The organism is Nonomuraea candida, from assembly GCF_000725485.1.
GTDB classification, from domain to species: Bacteria; Actinomycetota; Actinomycetes; order Streptosporangiales; family Streptosporangiaceae; genus Nonomuraea; species Nonomuraea candida.
Map to the genome: position 1 here is coordinate 224,138 of NZ_JOAG01000003.1, position 16,468 is coordinate 240,605.

Genomic DNA, 16,468 nt, shown 5'->3' on the forward strand with positions numbered 1-16,468 from the left:
GCGTGCACAACACCAGATACGCGCCCTCCGGCATGGTGTGCAGCGTCGACCACCTGGCCTCGTCGGCCGGGCTGGCGATGCTGGAGCGCGGAGGGTCGGCCGCCGACGCCGCCATCGCCGCGAACGCCGTGCTCGCCGTCGTCGCCCCGCACATGTGCGGTCTGGGCGGCGACCTGTTCGCCCTGGTCCACGACGGGAGCCGGGTGAGCGCGCTCAACGCCTCCGGACGGGCGGGGTCCGGCGCCGACCCCGCCCGGCTGCGCGCCGAGGGCCACACGCGCATGCCGCACCTGCACGACATCAGGTCCGTGCCCGTGCCCGGCTGCGTGGACGGCTGGGCCGCCCTGCACGCCGGGCACGGCCGCCTGCCCATGGCCGAGCTGCTCGCCCCCGCGATCCGGCTGGCGGAGGCCGGGTTCCCCGCCTCGCCGCTGATGGTGGCGGGCGCGGCCAACGCGGCCCGGCGGCCCGGCGGCGCCGACTTCGCCTCCGTACGCGCCGCGGGCGACCGCGTGACCAGGCCCGGCGTGGCCCGCGCGCTCACGGCCGTGGCCGAGCGCGGCCGGGACGGCTTCTACCTCGGCGAGTTCGGGGAGGGCCTGATCGGGCTGGGCGCCGGCGAGTTCACCGAGGCCGACCTGGCCGCCCCCGGCGCCGACTGGGTCGAGCCGCTCAAGACGCGCGCCTTCGGCCACGACGTCTGGTCGATGCCGCCCAACTCCCAGGGCTACCTGCTGCTGCGGTCCCTGGCCATCGCCGAGGGGCTCGACCTGCCCCGCTCGCCGCACCACCCCGCCTGGGCCCACCTGCTGGCCGAGGCCGCCAGGGTCGCCGGGCACGACCGGCTCGACGTGCTGCACGAGGGCGCCAAGGACCTGCTCGACCCGGCCGAGATCACCCGGCGGCGGGCGCTCATCGACCCCCGCTCCCGGCTGCGGCTGCGCGCCCCGGCCGCGGCGGGCGACACGACCTACCTGTGCGTCATCGACGCCGACGGCAGGGGCGTCTCGCTCATCCAGTCGAACGCGGCCGGCTTCGGCAGCATGGTGTTCGAGCCGCGTACCGGGATCAACCTCCACAACCGTGGCATCGGCTTCTCCCTCAAGCCCGGCCACCCCGCCGAGTACGGCCCCGGCAGGCGTCCGCCGCACACCCTCGCCCCCGCGCTGATCACCCGCCGCGACGGCACGCTCAGGTCCGTGGCGGGCACGATGGGCGGCGACGCGCAGCCCCAGATCCTGCTGCAGGTCATCACCCGCCTGCTGCGGCACGGCGAGGAGCCGGGCCCGGCGATCTCCGCGCCGCGCTGGCGGCTGGGCACCGGCGGCACGGGGTTCGACACCTGGGACGCGCCCGACGACGCCGTCATCGACCTGGAGGAGGGCGGGAGCTGGGGCGACGGCCTGGCGGCGCTGGGCCACCGGGTGGCGGCCCTGCCGTACGGCGGCTCGTTCGGCCACGCCCACCTGATCGACGTGCGCGAGGACGGCATGCTGGCCGGGGCGGCCGATCCGCGTTCGCTCGTCGGCGCCGCGATTGGACGCTGACCATCGGGGTAGCGAGCGTCCCCATGGCTACGGACGTCATCACTCTCATCACGAAGGATCACAGGGTCGTGGAAGGCCTCTTCGAGAGGCTCAAGAAGAAGGAGGGCGACCAGCGGGCCACGGTCGCCGAGCTGCACGCCCTCCTCATCGCCCACGCGCGCGCCGAGGAGGACCGCGTCTACCCCGGCATCGACGCCCACCACAGCGTCGAGGAGCACAAGGAGGCGGAGGTCCTGCTCGACTCCCTCGTACGCGCCGAACCGGGCACGGCGGAGTTCGCCAAGGCCCTCGACGCGCTCATCGAGTCGATCAACCACCACGTCGAGGAGGAGGAGACCAAGCTCCTCCCCGCGCTGAAGAAGTCGGCCGACGCCAAGGAGCTGGAGCGGCTCGGCACGCTGTTCCAGCAGCGCCGCGCCGAGGAGCTGCGGGCGCTGTCCGGCGGGCCCTCCGGCACCGCCGGCGGCGAGGCCACCAAGGCCGAGCTGTACGAGCAGGCGCAGCGGGCCGACATCCCCGGCCGTTCGCAGATGGACAAGGAGGAGCTGGCCCAGGCGCTGCGGCAGGCCAAGTCCTAGGATTCCGGCCCGCACCATGGGTAGGGGTGGAATATGACCGAAACACCTCCGAACCGGCACGGCATGGCGGACGAGCAGGAGATCGAAGTCACGGAATGGACCGATGACCTCGGCCTCCGCCACGAGGTCGTCGGCGACGACCCCCGGCACAGGGACACGCTCGACGAGCGGCTGCGGCGGGAGGCTCCCGAGCGGCTGCACGAGCCCCGTCCCAAGCACCGGCTGACGCAGCCGGACGAGGGGCTCGGGCCGGACCGGGACGGCGAGGAGATCGGCGCGGACTACCTCGACGACAACGACGACATGTCCGCCGAGGAGCGGGCGGTCCGCATCGATCCCGAGGACAACCTCACGTGAGCCGCCGCAGGGCGGGCAGCAGGGCGTGCAGGTCGTCGACGATCACGTCGGCGGCCTGTGCCTGCGGCCGCTCGGCGTGCAGGTAACCCCACGGGCCGCGGCGCAGCAGCGCGGTCCGCATGCCCGCCGCGGCGGCCGGCAGCACGTCGTTGTCCAGCCGGTCCCCCACGTAGAGGATCTCGCCGGGCTCGCGGCCCGCGACCGCGGCGACCTTGGCGAAGAAGCCCGCCTCCGGCTTGGCGACGCCCCAGCCGTCGGAGGTGTGCACGGAGTCGGCGGGCAGGTCCATGGCGACCAGGGCGTCATAGGCCCGGCGCGGCTGGTTGCCCGCGATGATCACCTGGTGGCCGGCGGCGCGGATGGCGGACAGGGCCGCGCGCACGTCGGGGTAGAGGTCGTCGGCGTCGAAGTGGTTGCGCAGGCCGTCGGGGTCGTCGCGTTCCCAGGCCGCCTCCTCGGCGTCGAGGTCGAGGCCGGGGCGCAGCAGGCGGAAGGCGTCGGTGTGGGGGCGGTCGAGCGCGGCCATCCCGCCGAGCGCGCCCATCAGCACGAACGGGCTCACGCCCAGCCGCGCGGCCCAGCGCGACCAGATGCGCGTCTCGCTGATCAGCGTCTCCCCGACGTCGAACACCACTGCTGCGATCATCGATCCCCCAAGCTTCCCGTCTCGCCACGCGGGCCCGGCTCCCTCGCGAGCACCGGGCAAACCATCCGCAAGGGGAAATCCTTTCACGCGCCCGGCACCCGCCGGCGCGCCAGGGGGCCGATCCACGAGACCGGCCCCGCCACCTGAGGGCGCGGCGGGCCGCATGTCAGGGACCCGCGGGTCCCGGGGCCGCGCGCCGGGAACCGCGCGTCCAGGGACCGCGCCCGGGAACCGCGCGTCCAGGGACCGCGCCCGGGAATCGCGCGTCCGCCGGCCGCGCGTCAGGGGGCGAGTTTCTCCATCGCCTTGGCGATCCGCTTCTCCGACACGGGCGTCGGGGTGCCGAGCGTCTGCGCGAAGAAGCTCACCCGCAACTCCTCGATCATCCAGCGGATCTCCACCACGTCCGGGTCGCCGCGCCGGGCCGGGTGCAGCCGCTCCAGCAGGTCGTGGTAGTCGTCCTCGACCTTGTGCACGCGCTCCATCCACTCCTGGTCGCGCCACGGCTCCTCGGGCAGCTTGGCGAGGCGGCGGTCGACGGCCCGCAGGTAACGCAGGATGTCCGGCAGCCGCCGCTGCCCCGTGGCCGTCACGAAGCCCTTGTAGACGAGGCGGCCGAGCTGGTCGCGCACGTCGTCGGTGGCGGCGCTCGGGCGCAGCGCGTCGAGGCGCACGTTGGACTCGTGCCACACGCTCAGGATCTGCTCCACCTTCGCCAGCACGTCGGCGGCCGTGTCGTAGAGGTGGGCCCGCACGTGCTGGTAGAGGCGGTCGAAGCCGGCCGGGTCCCAGGCGGGGCCGCCGAGGTCGAGCATGAGCTTGTCGACGGCCGCGTTGACCACGTCGTCGAACAGCGCCACGGCGCCGCCGTGCGGGCTGCGTGACAGGGCCAGCTTGGCCTGGTTGGGCAGGCCGCCGAGCAGGGACTTGGCGGGGTTGGTGACGTTGAGCAGGAGCAGGCGGCGCACGCCGGGCCAGTGGGAGCGGCGCTGCTCGGCCTGCGTCTCGAAGATCTTGACGGAGACGGAGTCGCCGGCGTCCACCAGGGCCGGGTAGCCCTTCATGCGGCCCTGCTCGAAGACCCTGGGCAGGGTGCCGAAGCTCCAGGTGCGCAGGCCGGTGCGCTCCAGGTCGTCGCCGGCCTGGGAGAGCGTCTGGCGCAGGCGGGGCGCCAGGCGGCGCTTGAGCGCGTCGAGGTCTTTGTCCTCGGCCACGGTGCGCTTGCGCTCATCGATCACCCGGTAGGTGATGCGCAGGTGGTCGGGCACCTGGTCGAGCTGCCAGGCGTCGCGGGGCACCCGCACGCCGGTCAGCCGCAGCAGCTCGCGCTCGACGGCCGCCAGCAGCGGCTCGCCGCCCTGCTTGACGCCCGCCAGCACCTGCTTGGCGTAGTTGGGGGCGGGCACGAAGTTGCGGCGCAGGTGCTTGGGCAGCGAGCGGATCAGCGCGGTGATCAGCTCTTCGCGCAGGCCGGGGATCTGCCAGTCGAAGCCGTCGGAGCTGATCTGGTTGAGCACCTGGAGCGGCACGTGCACGGTGACGCCGTCGGCGTCGGTGCCGGGCTCGAACTGGTAGGTCAGCTTCATGCGCTGACCGAGCTGCTTCCAGGTGTCGGGGTAGTCGCGGGCGCTGATGTCGGCGCCCTCGTTGACCAGCATCTCCGGCGAGAACGTGAGCAGGTCGGGCTGGTCCTGCCTGACCTTCTTCCACCAGGAGTCGAAGTGGCGGGCCGAGACCACGTCGGCCGGCACGCGCTGGTCGTAGAAGTCGTAGAGCGCCTCGTCGTCGACCAGGATGTCGCGGCGGCGGGCGCGGTTCTCCAGCTCCTCGACCTCTTCGAGCAGCCGCCGGTTGTCCTTGAGGAACTGGTGGTGGGTGTCCCAGTCGCCCTCCACCAGCGCGTGCCTGATGAACAGCTCGCGCGACAGGTCGGGGTCGATGCGGCCGTAGTTGACCTTGCGGCCGACCACGAGCGGCACGCCGTACAGGGTGACCTTCTCCAGGGCGATCACGGCGCCCTGGTTCTTCTCCCAGTGCGGCTCGGAGTAGGTGCGCTTGACGAGGTGCTGGGCGAGCGGCTCGACCCAGTCGGGCTCGATCTTGGCGTTGACCCTGGCCCACAGGCGCGAGGTCTCGACCAGCTCGGCCGACATGACCCACTGCGGCTGCTTCCTGGCCAGCGCGGAGCCGGGGAAGATGGCGAAGCGGGCGTTGCGGGCGCCCAGGTATTCCTGGATCGGCCGGCGGCCGTCGCCGCCGGCGCGCTTGTCCATGACGTCCTTGACGCCGATGTGCGACAGCAGCCCGACCAGCAGCGAGGTGTGCACCCGCTGGGGGTCGGCGACGCCGCTGTCGGGCCGGGCGCCGAGCGCCTGGCGGAGCTGGCTGTAGATGTCCTGCCACTCGCGTACGCGCAGGTAGTTGAGGAACTCGGCCTTGCACAACCGCCGGAACGCGCTGGAGGACAGCTCTTTCTGCTTGTCGCGCAGGTAGTTCCACAGGTTGAGGTAGGCCATGAAGTCGGACTCGGGGTCGGCGAAGCGGCGGTGCTTCTCGTCGGCCTGCTGCTGCTTGTCGGAGGGACGCTCGCGCGGGTCCTGGATGGACAGGGCGGCGGCGATCACCATGACCTCGCGCAGGCAGCCGTTCTTCTCCGCTTCGAGGACCATGCGGCCCAGGCGCGGGTCGACCGGGAGCTGGGCGAGCTTGCGGCCGATGCCGGTGAGGTTGTTGTGGGCGTCGAACGCGCCCAGCTCGTGCAGCAGGTTGACGCCGTCCTTGACCTGGCGGCGGTCGGGCGGCTCGACGAACGGGAACGCCTCGATGTCGCCCAGCCCGATCGAGGTCATCTGGAGGATGACGGAGGCCAGGTTGGTGCGCAGGATCTCGGGGTCGGTGAACTCGGGCCGGCTGAGGAAGTCGTCCTCCTCGTAGAGCCGGATGCAGATGCCGTCGGACGTGCGCCCCGAGCGGCCCTTGCGCTGGTTGGCGCTGGCCTGCGAGATGGGCTCGATCGGCAGGCGCTGCACCTTGGTGCGGTGGCTGTAGCGGGAGATGCGGGCGTAGCCGGGGTCGACGACGTATTTGATGCCGGGGACGGTCAGCGAGGTCTCGGCGACGTTGGTGGCCAGCACGATGCGGCGGCCGGTGTGGCGCTGGAAGACGCGGTGCTGCTCGGCGGCGCTCAGCCGGGCGTAGAGCGGCAGGATCTCGGTGTTGCGGAACTCCGCCTTGCCCAGCGCGTCGGCGGCGTCGCGGATCTCCCGCTCGCCGGACAGGAAGACCAGGATGTCGCCGGGGCCCTCGCCGATCAGCTCGCGGCAGGCGTCGACGATGCCCTGCGTCTGGTCGTCGTCCTCCTCCAGCGGCCGGTAGCGCACCTCGACGGGGTAGGTGCGGCCGGAGACCTCGATGATCGGCGCGTCGTCGAAGTGGCGCGAGAAGCGCTCGGGGTCGATCGTGGCGCTGGTGATGATGACCTTGAGGTCGGGGCGCTGGGGCAGGAGCTGTTTCAGGTAGCCGAGGATGAAGTCGATGTTGAGGCTGCGCTCGTGGGCCTCGTCGATGATCAGCGTGTCGTACTGGTCGAGCAGGCGGTCGTTCTGCAGCTCGGCCAGCAGGATGCCGTCGGTCATCAGCTTGACCAGGGTGCGCTCGCTCGCCTGGTCGGTGAAGCGCACCTTGTAGCCGACCACCTCGCCGAGGCCGGTGCCCAGCTCTTCGGCGATGCGCTCGGCGACGGTGCGGGCGGCGATGCGGCGGGGCTGGGTGTGGCCGATCAGCCCGCGCACGCCCCGGCCCAGCTCCAGGCAGATCTTGGGGATCTGGGTGGTCTTGCCGGAGCCCGTCTCGCCGGCGATGATCACGACCTGGTGGTCGCGGATGGCCGCGAGGATGTCGTCTTTCCGCTGGGAGACAGGCAGGTTTTCCGGATATTTCACCTCTGGCACGGCTTCGCGGCGTCGTACCAGACGCTGCTCGGCGCGTTCCACGTCGGCGAGGATCTCCGCGGCGATCTTGTCGCGCGTGTCGCGGGAGCGGACCCGGCGCATGCCGTCGAGCCTGCGCCGCAGCCGCCGCTGGTCGCGCGGCATGAGCTCGGGCAGGCGGGACTGGAGCTCGGCGAGTGGAGAGGACAACGAAGGCGTTCCCATACTGCTTTCAGGATATTTGAGCCCGGCATCCCCGGAGCCAACCGCCCATGCTGCCCGACGCGGCGCACCCGCGCATCCCAATATCGGCGTGTCTACCGATCGTGGATCGTGATCACGTAGCCCTCGGGGTCGGCGAAGCTGAACGTGCGCCCGAAGGGGCCGTCCACGGGCGGGGTCACGATGGGCACGCCCGCCGCGAGCAGCTCGTCGTGCAGCCGCTGCGCGTCCCCGGCCTTGAGCCAGAGCGCCACGCCGGCGCCGGGCCGCTGGGGCAGCTCCACGCCGGGGAGCGGCTCGCGCACGGCGAAGGCGATGGGCTCGGTCGCGAACACGATCGCGTGCGGAGGCGACACGGGGGCGCGCTCCAGCCCGAGGCGGGTCTCGTAGAACGCGGCGGCCCCGGCCAGATCGCGAACCTGAAGGGCGACGAAGTCGACACCGGTGACGGTCATGGTCTGCTCCCTCTACATGTCAGAGTTTTGACATAGGAGACCATATGTCAGAATTCTGACATGACGCAACAGGACGCCCGCCGGACCGTCGGCTACCAGCTCAAGCGGGTGCAGGCCGCCCTGCGCGCCGCCATGGACGGCGCGCTGCGCGTTCACGGGCTCACGACGCCGCAGTACGCGTGCCTGGAGCTGCTCGGGCAGCAGCCCCGGCTGTCGAACGCGGAGCTGGCGCGCGGGGCGTTCGTGAGCCGGCAGTCGATGAACGTGGTGCTGCGCAACCTGGAGGAGGCGGGGCTGGTGGAACGGCCCTCGACCGCCCCGTCGGGGCGGGCGCTGCCGACGCGGCTGACGGCCGAGGGCGAACGGGTCCTGGAGGCGGCCAGGGCGGACGTGCTGGCGATCGAGGCCCGGCTGACCGCCCGGCTGGACCCGGAGCAGACCCGGATCCTCCTGGCGCAGCTGGAGGACATGGCCGAGTCCCTGTCACAGTGACGCCCGCCCGGCAGGCGGCCGGGCGGATCAGCCGGCCGGCGGACCCGCCGCGGCGTGGGCGGCGCCGATGATGCCCGCCTGGTTCTGCAGCGCCGCCGGCGCCACGGGCGTGTCGAGCCGGATGTGCGGCAGGAACTTGTGCGCCTTCTTGCTCGCGCCCCCGCCCACCACGATCAGCGAAGGGGTGAACAGCATCTCCACGTAACGCAGGTACTCCTCCACCCGCTCGGCCCACTCCTCCCAGCTCAGCTCGTGCTCCTCCCTGGCCCGCGCCGAGGCCCGGTGCTCGGCGTCCCTGCCGTGCAGCCGCAGGTGCCCCAGCTCGGTGTTGGGCAGCAGCACCCCGTCGGTGAACAGCGCGCTGCCGATCCCCGTGCCGAACGTCAGCACCAGCACGGTGCCGCGCTGCCCGCGCCCCCGCCCGAAGCGCACCTCGGCCAGGCCGGCCGCGTCGGCGTCGTTCAGCACCGTCGCGCCGCCGAACAGCCGGGCCGCGTCCACGCCGACCCACGCGTGGTCCACGTTGGCGGCGGTCTTCACCACGCCGTCCACCACGACGCCGGGGAACGTGACGCCGACCGGGCCGTTCCAGCCGAAATGCCCGGCGATCGAGGCCACCACCTCCGCCACGGTCTCGGGTGACGACGGCTGTGGCGTCGGCACGCGCAGCCGCTCTTCCAGCAGCTCACCGGTCCGCGTGTCGACCGGCGCGCCCTTGATCCCGGTGCCGCCGATGTCGATGCCCAACACGTTCATGAATCTCATCTCCCCCACCAGACGCCGGAAACTCTATTTCCGGACGGCTGAACCCGTCTCCCGCCCTCCGCGTATCTCGCGTCACAAGCGCTCATTAGGAGGCAACGGATGCGGCCACGCATCATCACACTCTGCGCTGTCGCGGTCGTCTTGGGAGCGACTCTCACCTCTCCCGCACACGCCACCACCAGGACGCGATTCGACGTCATCAACCTTGTGTCGGACGTCAAGGGCAAAGCCCCTGTCACCGACCCCAAGGTCGTCAACCCGTGGGGCCTGGCCATGGGAAAGACCCTGTGGGTTTCGAACACCGGCACAGGCAGCGCCACCGTCTACTCCGGGACGGGCAAGAAGGAGCGGACGGAGGTCGCCATCCCCGGCGGGGCTCCCACCGGCCAGGTGTTCAACCCCGGTGACGGCTTCACCGTGAAGGGCAAGCCGGCCACCTTCATCTTCTCCAGCCCCAGCGGCGCCATCACCGGCTGGAACGCGGAGGTCGACCCGGCCAACGCGATCATCGCGGCCTTCACCCGCGGCGCCGACTACAAGGGCTTGGAGCTCGTCCAGACCGAGGACGAGGCGTTCCTGCTGGCGGCGGACTTCGCCGGCGGGCGCATCCACGCCTTCGACGAGGACTTCCGGCGCATCAGCCTGGCGCGCTGGCAGTTCAGGGACCGGGCGGTGCCCAGGGGCTACCGCGCCTACAACGTGGCGGTGGCCAACGGCAACATCTGGGTCGCGTACGCGCTGCGCGACGCCGCCACCGGCAAGCCGGTCTTCGGCAGGGGCAAGGGCTTCGTCAGCCGCTTCACCGCCGAGGGACGCCTGACCGGCCGGATCTCGCGCGTCGGGCTGAACGCGCCCTGGGGCATCACGGCGGCCCCGAAGGGCTGGAGCCAGTACCGGGGCGCGCTGCTGGTCGGCAACTTCGGCGACGGGACCGTGCACGCCTACCGGAACGGCCGCCACCTCGGCTCGCTGCGCACGTCCGACGGCAGGCCGGTCGTGCTGCCCGGGCTGTGGGACCTGGAGCCCGGCACCGCCGCGACCGGCGGCGAGAGCTCGCTGTGGTTCTCCGCCGGCATCGACGGCACCAAGCACGGCCTGATCGGGGTCATCGCGCCGCAGGGCACGAAGGTCAGCTCGGCGCCCGCCGCGCCGTCGGGCAGCCCGTCGCACCCGTCGGGCCACCGGACGGGCGCCACTACCCAGCCGCCCTCCCAGAACGGCTACGGCGGGTACTGACAGGCGTCCGGCCGCCGCCGTCCCTCCGCCCCGGCGAGAAGCGCAGCTCGCCCACGACGGCGGGGGACGGCGGCTCCGTACGCACGGGAAGCCGAGGACGGTCAGGCCAGCACGGCCGCCAGATCGGCGTAGGCGCGGTAGTGCACGCCCGTCATGCCGAGCGCCCTGGCGGCCTCGACGTTCGCCTGCCGGTCGTCCACGAACAGGCAGCGCTCCGGCGGCACACCGGCGCGTTCGGCGGCGATCTCGTAGATGCGCCGGTCGGGCTTGGCCACGCCGACCCGCGCGCTGCTGACCACGTCGTCGGCGAAGTACGTCAGCCCCAGCCGGTCGATGTGCTCCTCCAGCGTGTCCATCGCGTTGGTCACGATGATCACCGGCACCCGCTCCTGCGCCCTGGCCAGCAGCGCCTTGACCTTTTCGTCCACCCAGAACTCGATCGCCATGAACTCGGCCACGGCCCGGCGGGCGCGCTCGTCCCCGCCCAGGGCCACGGCGATCGACTCGGCCCACTCCGCCTCGGTGACCTGGCCGAGCGTGGGAGGCAGGATCACCTCGGGGTCGAAGGCCGTCTTCATGAGGGGCAGGCCGTAACGGGCCTCGATGTCGGCCTGGGCGGCGTGGTCGAAGTGGCGCAGCACGCCGTCGAAGTCGCTGAGAACCGCGTCAAAGGGGAGCACGAACAGCATTCTGCCCCAGCGGCGCGGCCGGAGGGCAGGTCCGCCGCGACCCGCCGGCCGGCCGGTCGGGGCGTTCGCGGGCCGCGGTCAGGTGCCGGGGCGACCGGCGGCACTACCATCTCCGAGACAGGGTTGGGTATCGGAACGGTAGGGCATGAGCGATCATCGGCTGCCACGCGAGCTGGGCCGCCTGTTCGCCGACGGCGGCAGGGGGCGCAGGCTGCCCGTGGCGTTGCCCCCCGGTGACGTGGTCTGGCCGGATCCCGGCTACACCGGGCAGGGGGAGGCGCCGCGGCCGGCGTTCTGGATGAGCGACGGGCCGGCGAGCGGCGCGGACTGGGCGCTGCTGCGCGAATGGCACCCGCACAGCGGCCTGTGGCCGCTCCTGCTCGACGAGTCGGCGCAGCCGTGGGCGGTCGGGCAGGTGGTGCCGGACGATCCCCGCCAGATCGACCACTTCACCGCCGAGGGGTTCATGACCGAGGTGTGGCAGGAGTGGGTGGCCCAGATGCCGCACGACGCGATGGCCGAGCTGGAGCCGTACGGCGCGATCTGTCCCGGTCTGGCCGCGCCCGGGGTGCTGAAGGCCGATCCCGAGGCGGTGGCCGACTGGCTGGCGGGCGAGCTGGCCGGCAAGGGCATGCCGCTGGGCCTGGTGGCCGCGGGCCGGGGCGCGGACACGCTGGCGGTCATGGGGTGGCAGGGGGCGCTGCACCACAACGAGTGGATGGTGCCGATGGCGGCGGTGGTGCGCAGCTGGGAGGACCGGTTCGGGGCGCGGGTGGTGAGCGTCGGGTTCAACACGCTCGACCTGAGCGTGGCGGCGCCGCCGGTGGACCCCGAGCACGCGTTACACGTGGCGGCCGAGCACTGGACGTTCTGTCCCGACAACGTGGTGCAGGGCGCGGGCGATCTGCAGGGGTACGCCGAGCAAATCATCGGCGGGCACGCCTGGTCGTTCTGGTGGGACTGAGCCGCTTGGACAGGACCATGTCGCTCCGGTGAGACGGAGTCTTCCGGCGGGGCGGAAAGGGGCCGTTTTACGCTAGCTTTAACTTCCGTGTCCTGGGGAGATCTCACGCCGGAGCTGCTGCACTCCTCCGTCTGGGGCGATGCCCTGGTGGGTGCGGCGGGCATCCCCGTCTACGACATGCCGCTGGTGTCGGTGGGCGGCGGTCTCGGCTCGTTCACCCTGCTCGACGTGCTGCGCATCCGCGGCGTGCCCACCTCCGCGATGCGGGTGCTCTCCACCAGCGACACGCCCTGGCAGACGTGGGAGTACCTGACGCGGGTCTCGCAGCTCCCGGCCCGCGAGCGCATCCGCTCCGACTCCGGCGCGCGGCCCGACAACATCTGGGGCTTCCCGTCGTACGCGGTGCAGGAGGCCTGGCAGGACCGCTCGCTCAAGCCGCTGCTCCAGGTGCTCACCGAGCCGGTCCTGACCGACTTCTACAGCCCGCGGGCCGCGCAGGTCATGAGCGGCGTGCAGCGCGAGGCCGACCGCATCGGCTACTGGGAGATGCTGGCCAAGGGCCAGGTGCGGATGGTCAGGAAGCGGCTGGGCGGCGGCTACTTCACCGTGCTGACCCCGCCGGCGGGCAGCGGGCCGACCAAGCGGGTGGCGCTGCGCTCCCGGTTCGTGCACCTGGCCGTGGGATATCCGGGGCTGAAGTTCCTGGACGATCTGCAGGAGTTCCGGCAGCGGCGGGGCGAGCGCTATCGCGTGGTCAACGCGTACGAGCCGCATGAGCACGTCTACGACCAGCTCAGCAGGCGTCCCGGCGTGGTGGTGGTGCGCGGGGCGGGCATCGTGGCCTCGCGCGTGCTGCAGCGCCTCATGGACGACAGGGAGCGGCACGGCCTGCGCACCCAGATCGTGCACCTGTTCCGCACCTACGTCACCGGCCCGCACGGCCCGCACCCGTTCATGCGCCGCAAGGGCGGCGACGGCTGGGCCTACCAGGCGTTCACGATGCCGAAGTCGGCCTTCGGCGGCCAGCTCAAGGCCCAGTTCCGCAAGGCGTCCCCGGAGCGGCGGGCCGAGCTGGCCGCGCTGGTGGCCGGCACCACCACGCCGAAGCTGGCGCGCTGGCAGGAGCAGCTGCGCCGGGCCAGGCAGGGCAGCTGGTATCACCCGGTGCAGGCCGAGGTGGAGCGCATCGACCAGACGCCGGACGGCCGGCTGGTCACCCACACGCGCAGCGCGGGCTCGGCGTCCATGCAGTACGTCTCCGACTTCATCATCGACTGCACCGGCCTGGAGGCCGACATGCCCGAGCACCGCGTGCTGGACGACCTGCTGCGGCACGGCGGCGCGCGCCCCAACAAGGCGGGCCGGCTGCAGGTGGGCCGTAGCTTCGAGGTGCTGGGCACGGAGAACGGCGACGGCGTCCTGTACGCCTCGGGCGCCGCCACCGCCGGCAACCACTTCCTGGCCGTCGACAGCTTCCTCGGCATGCAGACCGCGGCCCTGGACATCGCCGACGACCTGGCCAGGCGCGGCTTCTGCAAGGGGCTGGGGCCGGTCAGGTCGGTGGCGCAGTGGCTCAGGTGGGCGGCGAACAGGGGGCCGGCGTGATCCCGACGCTGGCCGGGCGGGTGCAGACCCGGCTGTTCGTGACGGCCACGGTGGGGGTGGTGCTGACGGCGCTGCTCACGCCGCTGCTGCCGATGTCCTTCGGCGACGCCTTCCTGGTGCTGGCGGCCGTGGCGGTGGTGGGCGTGGGCTGGGAGCTGCTCTACCACCTGCTGATGCAGTTCCGCTGGGACAAGGACTGGCCGACGCTGTTCGGCCTGCTCACGGCCGTCCCCGAGGGGCTGCTCATGTGGTGGCTGCTGGATCAGGGCCTGGTGCCGGGGGTGGACGGGCCGGTGCCGTTCTGGGCGTTCGCCGTCATGTTCGGGGTCGTGTGGATCGGCCAGTGGCTGTTCGTGAACGGGCCCATGCGGGTGCTGTTCGTCCAGTGGCGGCTGCGGGGCGGCCGCCTGATATGACGGGGGAAGATCATGGGTGGGGTCGAACCGGCCCGGCCGCTGTCCTTCTGGCTGGGCACGCTGGCCACGGTCGCGGGGGTGGTGCTGCACCTGCCGATGTACCTGCACGGCGCGGAGATGCACTACCGGCTGGCCGGGATGCCGATGGACCTGCCGATGACGATCGGCATGGTGCTGATCGTCGTGGGGCTGGTCGTGGCCGCGTGGGGGCTGGTGCCGCCGGGGGCGTTCGCCGCCAGGCCGGCGGGCGAGGTGCGGGTGCGGGCGCTGGACGACCAGCGGATGCGCCCGGCGCACATCGGGCTCATCGTGGTCATGTCGGTGGCCGTGGTGATCGACGCGATGAAGCCGATCACGCTCGGCTTCGTCGCGCCGGGCATGGTCGCGGAGTACGGCCTGAAGTCGCCGCTCAACCCCGGCGGTGACCTGCCGGTGGCCCTGCTGCCGCTGTTCGGCCTGACCGGGACCGTGCTGGGCTCGCTGCTGTGGGGCTGGCTGGGCGACAAGATCGGCCGCAAGCCCTCCATCCTGTACGCGGGCGTGCTGTTCATCGGCACCGCCATCTGCGGCGTCATGCCCAGCTTCGCGGGCAACCTGCTCATGTGCGTGGCGATGGGACTGGGCGCGGGCGGCATGTTGCCGATCGCGTTCTCGCTGCTGGCCGAGACGATCCCGCCCCGGCACAAGGGCTGGGTCATGGTGCTGATCGGCGGCAACCTGGCGGTGGCGTACCTGCTGGCGAGCTGGTTGTCGGCCACGCTGGCACCGGAGTACTCCTGGCGGGTGTTGTGGCTGGTGGGCCTGCCCACGGGGGTGTTCCTGATCCTGCTCAACCGGTTCATCCCCGAGTCGCCGCGCTTCCTGCTGGCCCACGGCCGCGACGCCGAGGCCCGCGCGGTGATGGCCAGGTACGGCGCCGAGATCGCCTCGGACGCCGAGGTGGAGCGGGTCGAGGACGAGCACGGGGGCGGCTACTCGCGGCTGTTCCGCCGGCCGTTCACCGGGCTCACGGTGGCCGTGGTGATCCTGGGGCTGAGCATCGGGCTGGTCACGTACGGCTTCCAGCTCTGGATCCCGTCGAACCTGCAGCGGCTCGGGCTCGACCAGCCGACCGCGGACCGGGCGCTGGCGGACTCGACGCTGCTCGGGCTGCCGCTGATCTTCGTCTCGGCCGCGATGTACGGCCTGTGGAGCGCCAAGAAGACGATCGTGGTGCTCTCGGCGCTGGTGGGCGTGGCGCTGCTGGTGCTGTCGTTCTCCGGCGAGACGCTGGCGCAGGACCGCACCTGGCTCTACCTGCTGCTGGCGGGGCCGATCGTGGGGACGGCGGCGATCGCCGCGGTGCTGGCCGCCTACAGCTCCGAGATCTACCCGACCCGGGTGCGCTCGCGCGGCTCCGGGCTGTCGGCGGGCGTCGGCAAGTTCGGCGGCGTGGCCGTGACCGGCGTGCTGGTCGCGGGCGCGGCGGCGCCGTCCATCGGCACGACCGCGCTGCTCGGGGCGGTGCCCCTCGTGCTCGCCGTGATCGCGGTGCTGGTGTTCGGCGTCGAGCCGGCCAAGGGCCCGGCCGGCGAGCCGGCGGAGCCCTCCGCCGCGTAGCGCGAGTCGGCGGAACCCTCCGCCGCGAGTCCGAGTCGCGGAACCCTCCGCCGCGTGGCGCGTCAGGGGATCAGGGCCACGGCGCCGTAGTTGCCCGACGCGCCGGGTTGTTCGGCGCAGACGATGTCGTGGCCATGGGGCCGCCATTCCGGAACCCACACCAGCCCCGGATCGACCAGCACCAGGCCGTCCAGCAATGCCTCGACCTCCTCCCGGGTGCGAATCGCGTGGCCGGGGAGCGTCATCGCCAGCAGGTCGTGAATGGCCGGCAACAACTCCTGCGGGATCGCGTCGAACGTGGTCTGCAACAGCGACAGGTAGCTCCGCTCGGGCACCGCCTGCCTGATGCGTTTGATCACGTAATGGAAGTATTCGTCGTCGTTCAGGCTGTGGGCGGACAGCAGCAATACGGCCATGGGCCGGTCCCAGTCGAGGAACGTCTGCACCACCCGGTCATCGAGGATGTCGTCGATCTCGCGCACGTCGCCCTCTACGACGCGTACGAGGTCGGTGACGGGTTCGATGGTCGCCCGCGCCCCGGCCAGCACCATAGGGTCGTTCTCCACGTAGACCACGCGCGGCGTCGAGGAGCGCAGGGCATGGCGGGCGACGTCGTGCAACTGCCTGCCCGGCGGCAGGCCGCTCGGCACCCCGCTGCCGATGATCACGAACTGGTCGACGCCTTCACCCGCCAGATGACGGACCACACGGCACAGATATTGGAGCACGGCCCTGGCGGCCGTCGTCGTGATCGGGGCCGCCTGGTCGTAACGGCGCATCGCGTCCCGGTCGGCCACGAAGTTGTTCTTCCCACCCGCGGCGGCGTCGAGGATCCGGGTGAGCCGTGCGTGGGTCATCTCCAGTTTCGCCAGGTTTCGGATGGCACGCTGACGCATTGAGTGTTACCCCTTTCCCCTCGCCCACTATCGCGGGAAAAAGCTGATCCTTTCGGACCCCACTCGATGACC

Annotated in this window: 15 protein-coding genes; 9 read left to right on the forward strand and 6 right to left on the reverse strand. The window is 72.0% G+C overall.

Going from position 1 to position 16,468, the window contains the following annotated elements:
• Positions 1–2: 2 nt before the first annotated feature.
• The 3 genes from IO39_RS01030 to IO39_RS01040 are packed head-to-tail and all read left to right on the forward strand — an operon-like array spanning position 3 to position 2,482.
• Positions 3–1,547, forward strand: coding sequence for a gamma-glutamyltransferase family protein (locus IO39_RS01030; protein WP_043614286.1), 1,545 nt, complete (start codon positions 3–5; stop codon positions 1,545–1,547).
• 23 nt (positions 1,548–1,570) lie between these two features.
• Positions 1,571–2,125, forward strand: a complete 555-nt coding sequence (locus IO39_RS01035) for a hemerythrin domain-containing protein (RefSeq protein WP_052422303.1) — start codon at positions 1,571–1,573, stop codon at positions 2,123–2,125.
• 33 nt (positions 2,126–2,158) lie between these two features.
• Complete coding sequence (locus tag IO39_RS01040; RefSeq protein WP_245641757.1) at positions 2,159–2,482, forward strand: DUF5709 domain-containing protein; 324 nt, start codon at positions 2,159–2,161, stop codon at positions 2,480–2,482.
• Here IO39_RS01040 and IO39_RS01045 read toward each other — a convergent pair.
• From IO39_RS01045 to IO39_RS01055, 3 genes are all read right to left on the reverse strand, one after another.
• Positions 2,475–3,128 carry an HAD family hydrolase gene (locus tag IO39_RS01045; protein WP_043614292.1) on the reverse strand — a complete coding sequence of 218 codons (654 nt, stop codon included), beginning with the start codon at positions 3,126–3,128 and terminating at the stop codon, positions 2,475–2,477. The genes IO39_RS01040 and IO39_RS01045 overlap by 8 nt on opposite strands.
• 281 nt (positions 3,129–3,409) lie before the next feature.
• Positions 3,410–7,282: an ATP-dependent RNA helicase HrpA gene (hrpA, locus tag IO39_RS01050; protein ID WP_043614295.1), complete on the reverse strand. Its 3,873-nt coding sequence runs from the start codon at positions 7,280–7,282 to the stop codon at positions 3,410–3,412.
• A gap of 92 nt (positions 7,283–7,374) precedes the next feature.
• Complete coding sequence (locus tag IO39_RS01055; RefSeq protein ID WP_043614298.1) at positions 7,375–7,734, reverse strand: VOC family protein; 360 nt, start codon at positions 7,732–7,734, stop codon at positions 7,375–7,377.
• A gap of 60 nt (positions 7,735–7,794) precedes the next feature.
• On the opposite strand from IO39_RS01055, the gene IO39_RS58735 reads away from it, so the two are divergent.
• On the forward strand, positions 7,795–8,226 hold the full coding sequence (locus IO39_RS58735; protein ID WP_043614301.1) for a MarR family winged helix-turn-helix transcriptional regulator: 432 nt from the start codon (positions 7,795–7,797) through the stop codon (positions 8,224–8,226).
• Between the two features lie 27 nt (positions 8,227–8,253).
• Here the strand turns inward: IO39_RS58735 and ppgK are convergent, their stop codons facing one another.
• Positions 8,254–8,982, reverse strand: a complete 729-nt coding sequence (gene ppgK, locus IO39_RS01065) for a polyphosphate--glucose phosphotransferase (RefSeq protein ID WP_043614304.1) — start codon at positions 8,980–8,982, stop codon at positions 8,254–8,256.
• Between the two features lie 216 nt (positions 8,983–9,198).
• On the opposite strand from ppgK, the gene IO39_RS01070 reads away from it, so the two are divergent.
• Positions 9,199–10,227, forward strand: a complete 1,029-nt coding sequence (locus tag IO39_RS01070) for a TIGR03118 family protein (protein WP_052422304.1) — start codon at positions 9,199–9,201, stop codon at positions 10,225–10,227.
• A 101-nt stretch (positions 10,228–10,328) separates the two neighbouring features.
• On the opposite strand, the gene IO39_RS01075 is transcribed toward IO39_RS01070, so the two are convergent.
• Positions 10,329–10,907 (reverse strand): HAD family hydrolase, encoded by a 579-nt coding sequence (locus tag IO39_RS01075; RefSeq protein WP_211266853.1) that lies wholly within the window; start codon positions 10,905–10,907, stop codon positions 10,329–10,331.
• A 154-nt stretch (positions 10,908–11,061) separates the two neighbouring features.
• Here IO39_RS01075 and IO39_RS01080 point away from each other — a divergent pair, with 154 nt between their 5' ends.
• The 4 genes from IO39_RS01080 (at position 11,062) to IO39_RS01095 (ending at position 15,500) form a co-directional block, all read left to right on the forward strand.
• Positions 11,062–11,880 carry a DUF4253 domain-containing protein gene (locus tag IO39_RS01080; protein WP_043614310.1) on the forward strand — a complete coding sequence of 273 codons (819 nt, stop codon included), beginning with the start codon at positions 11,062–11,064 and terminating at the stop codon, positions 11,878–11,880.
• An 87-nt stretch (positions 11,881–11,967) separates the two neighbouring features.
• Entirely contained in the window at positions 11,968–13,485 is a 1,518-nt protein-coding gene (locus IO39_RS01085) for a hypothetical protein (protein WP_043614313.1), read from the forward strand.
• Positions 13,482–13,901 (forward strand): hypothetical protein, encoded by a 420-nt coding sequence (locus tag IO39_RS01090; RefSeq protein ID WP_043614766.1) that lies wholly within the window; start codon positions 13,482–13,484, stop codon positions 13,899–13,901. The genes IO39_RS01085 and IO39_RS01090 overlap by 4 nt, the downstream gene beginning before the upstream one ends.
• A gap of 12 nt (positions 13,902–13,913) precedes the next feature.
• Positions 13,914–15,500 (forward strand): MFS transporter, encoded by a 1,587-nt coding sequence (locus IO39_RS01095; protein ID WP_052422305.1) that lies wholly within the window; start codon positions 13,914–13,916, stop codon positions 15,498–15,500.
• 62 nt (positions 15,501–15,562) lie between these two features.
• Here IO39_RS01095 and IO39_RS01100 read toward each other — a convergent pair whose 3' ends face one another.
• Positions 15,563–16,357, reverse strand: a complete 795-nt coding sequence (locus IO39_RS01100) for an SAM-dependent methyltransferase (RefSeq protein WP_052422306.1) — start codon at positions 16,355–16,357, stop codon at positions 15,563–15,565.
• Between the last annotated feature and the right edge of the window lie 111 nt (positions 16,358–16,468).

What these genes read in the sequence shown, in the direction of transcription:
- IO39_RS01035 (WP_052422303.1), top strand. Translation starts at nt 1,571, where the DNA reads ATGGCTACGGACGTCATCACTCTCATCACGAAGGATCACAGGGTCGTG.
- IO39_RS01040 (WP_245641757.1), top strand. Translation starts at nt 2,159, where the DNA reads ATGACCGAAACACCTCCGAACCGGCACGGCATGGCGGACGAGCAGGAG.
- IO39_RS01045 (WP_043614292.1), bottom strand. Translation starts at nt 3,128, where the DNA reads ATGATCGCAGCAGTGGTGTTCGACGTCGGGGAGACGCTGATCAGCGAG.
- hrpA (WP_043614295.1), bottom strand. Translation starts at nt 7,282, where the DNA reads ATGGGAACGCCTTCGTTGTCCTCTCCACTCGCCGAGCTCCAGTCCCGC.
- IO39_RS01055 (WP_043614298.1), bottom strand. Translation starts at nt 7,734, where the DNA reads ATGACCGTCACCGGTGTCGACTTCGTCGCCCTTCAGGTTCGCGATCTG.
- IO39_RS58735 (WP_043614301.1), top strand. Translation starts at nt 7,795, where the DNA reads ATGACGCAACAGGACGCCCGCCGGACCGTCGGCTACCAGCTCAAGCGG.
- ppgK (WP_043614304.1), bottom strand. Translation starts at nt 8,982, where the DNA reads ATGAACGTGTTGGGCATCGACATCGGCGGCACCGGGATCAAGGGCGCG.
- IO39_RS01080 (WP_043614310.1), top strand. Translation starts at nt 11,062, where the DNA reads ATGAGCGATCATCGGCTGCCACGCGAGCTGGGCCGCCTGTTCGCCGAC.
- IO39_RS01095 (WP_052422305.1), top strand. Translation starts at nt 13,914, where the DNA reads ATGGGTGGGGTCGAACCGGCCCGGCCGCTGTCCTTCTGGCTGGGCACG.
- IO39_RS01100 (WP_052422306.1), bottom strand. Translation starts at nt 16,357, where the DNA reads ATGACCCACGCACGGCTCACCCGGATCCTCGACGCCGCCGCGGGTGGG.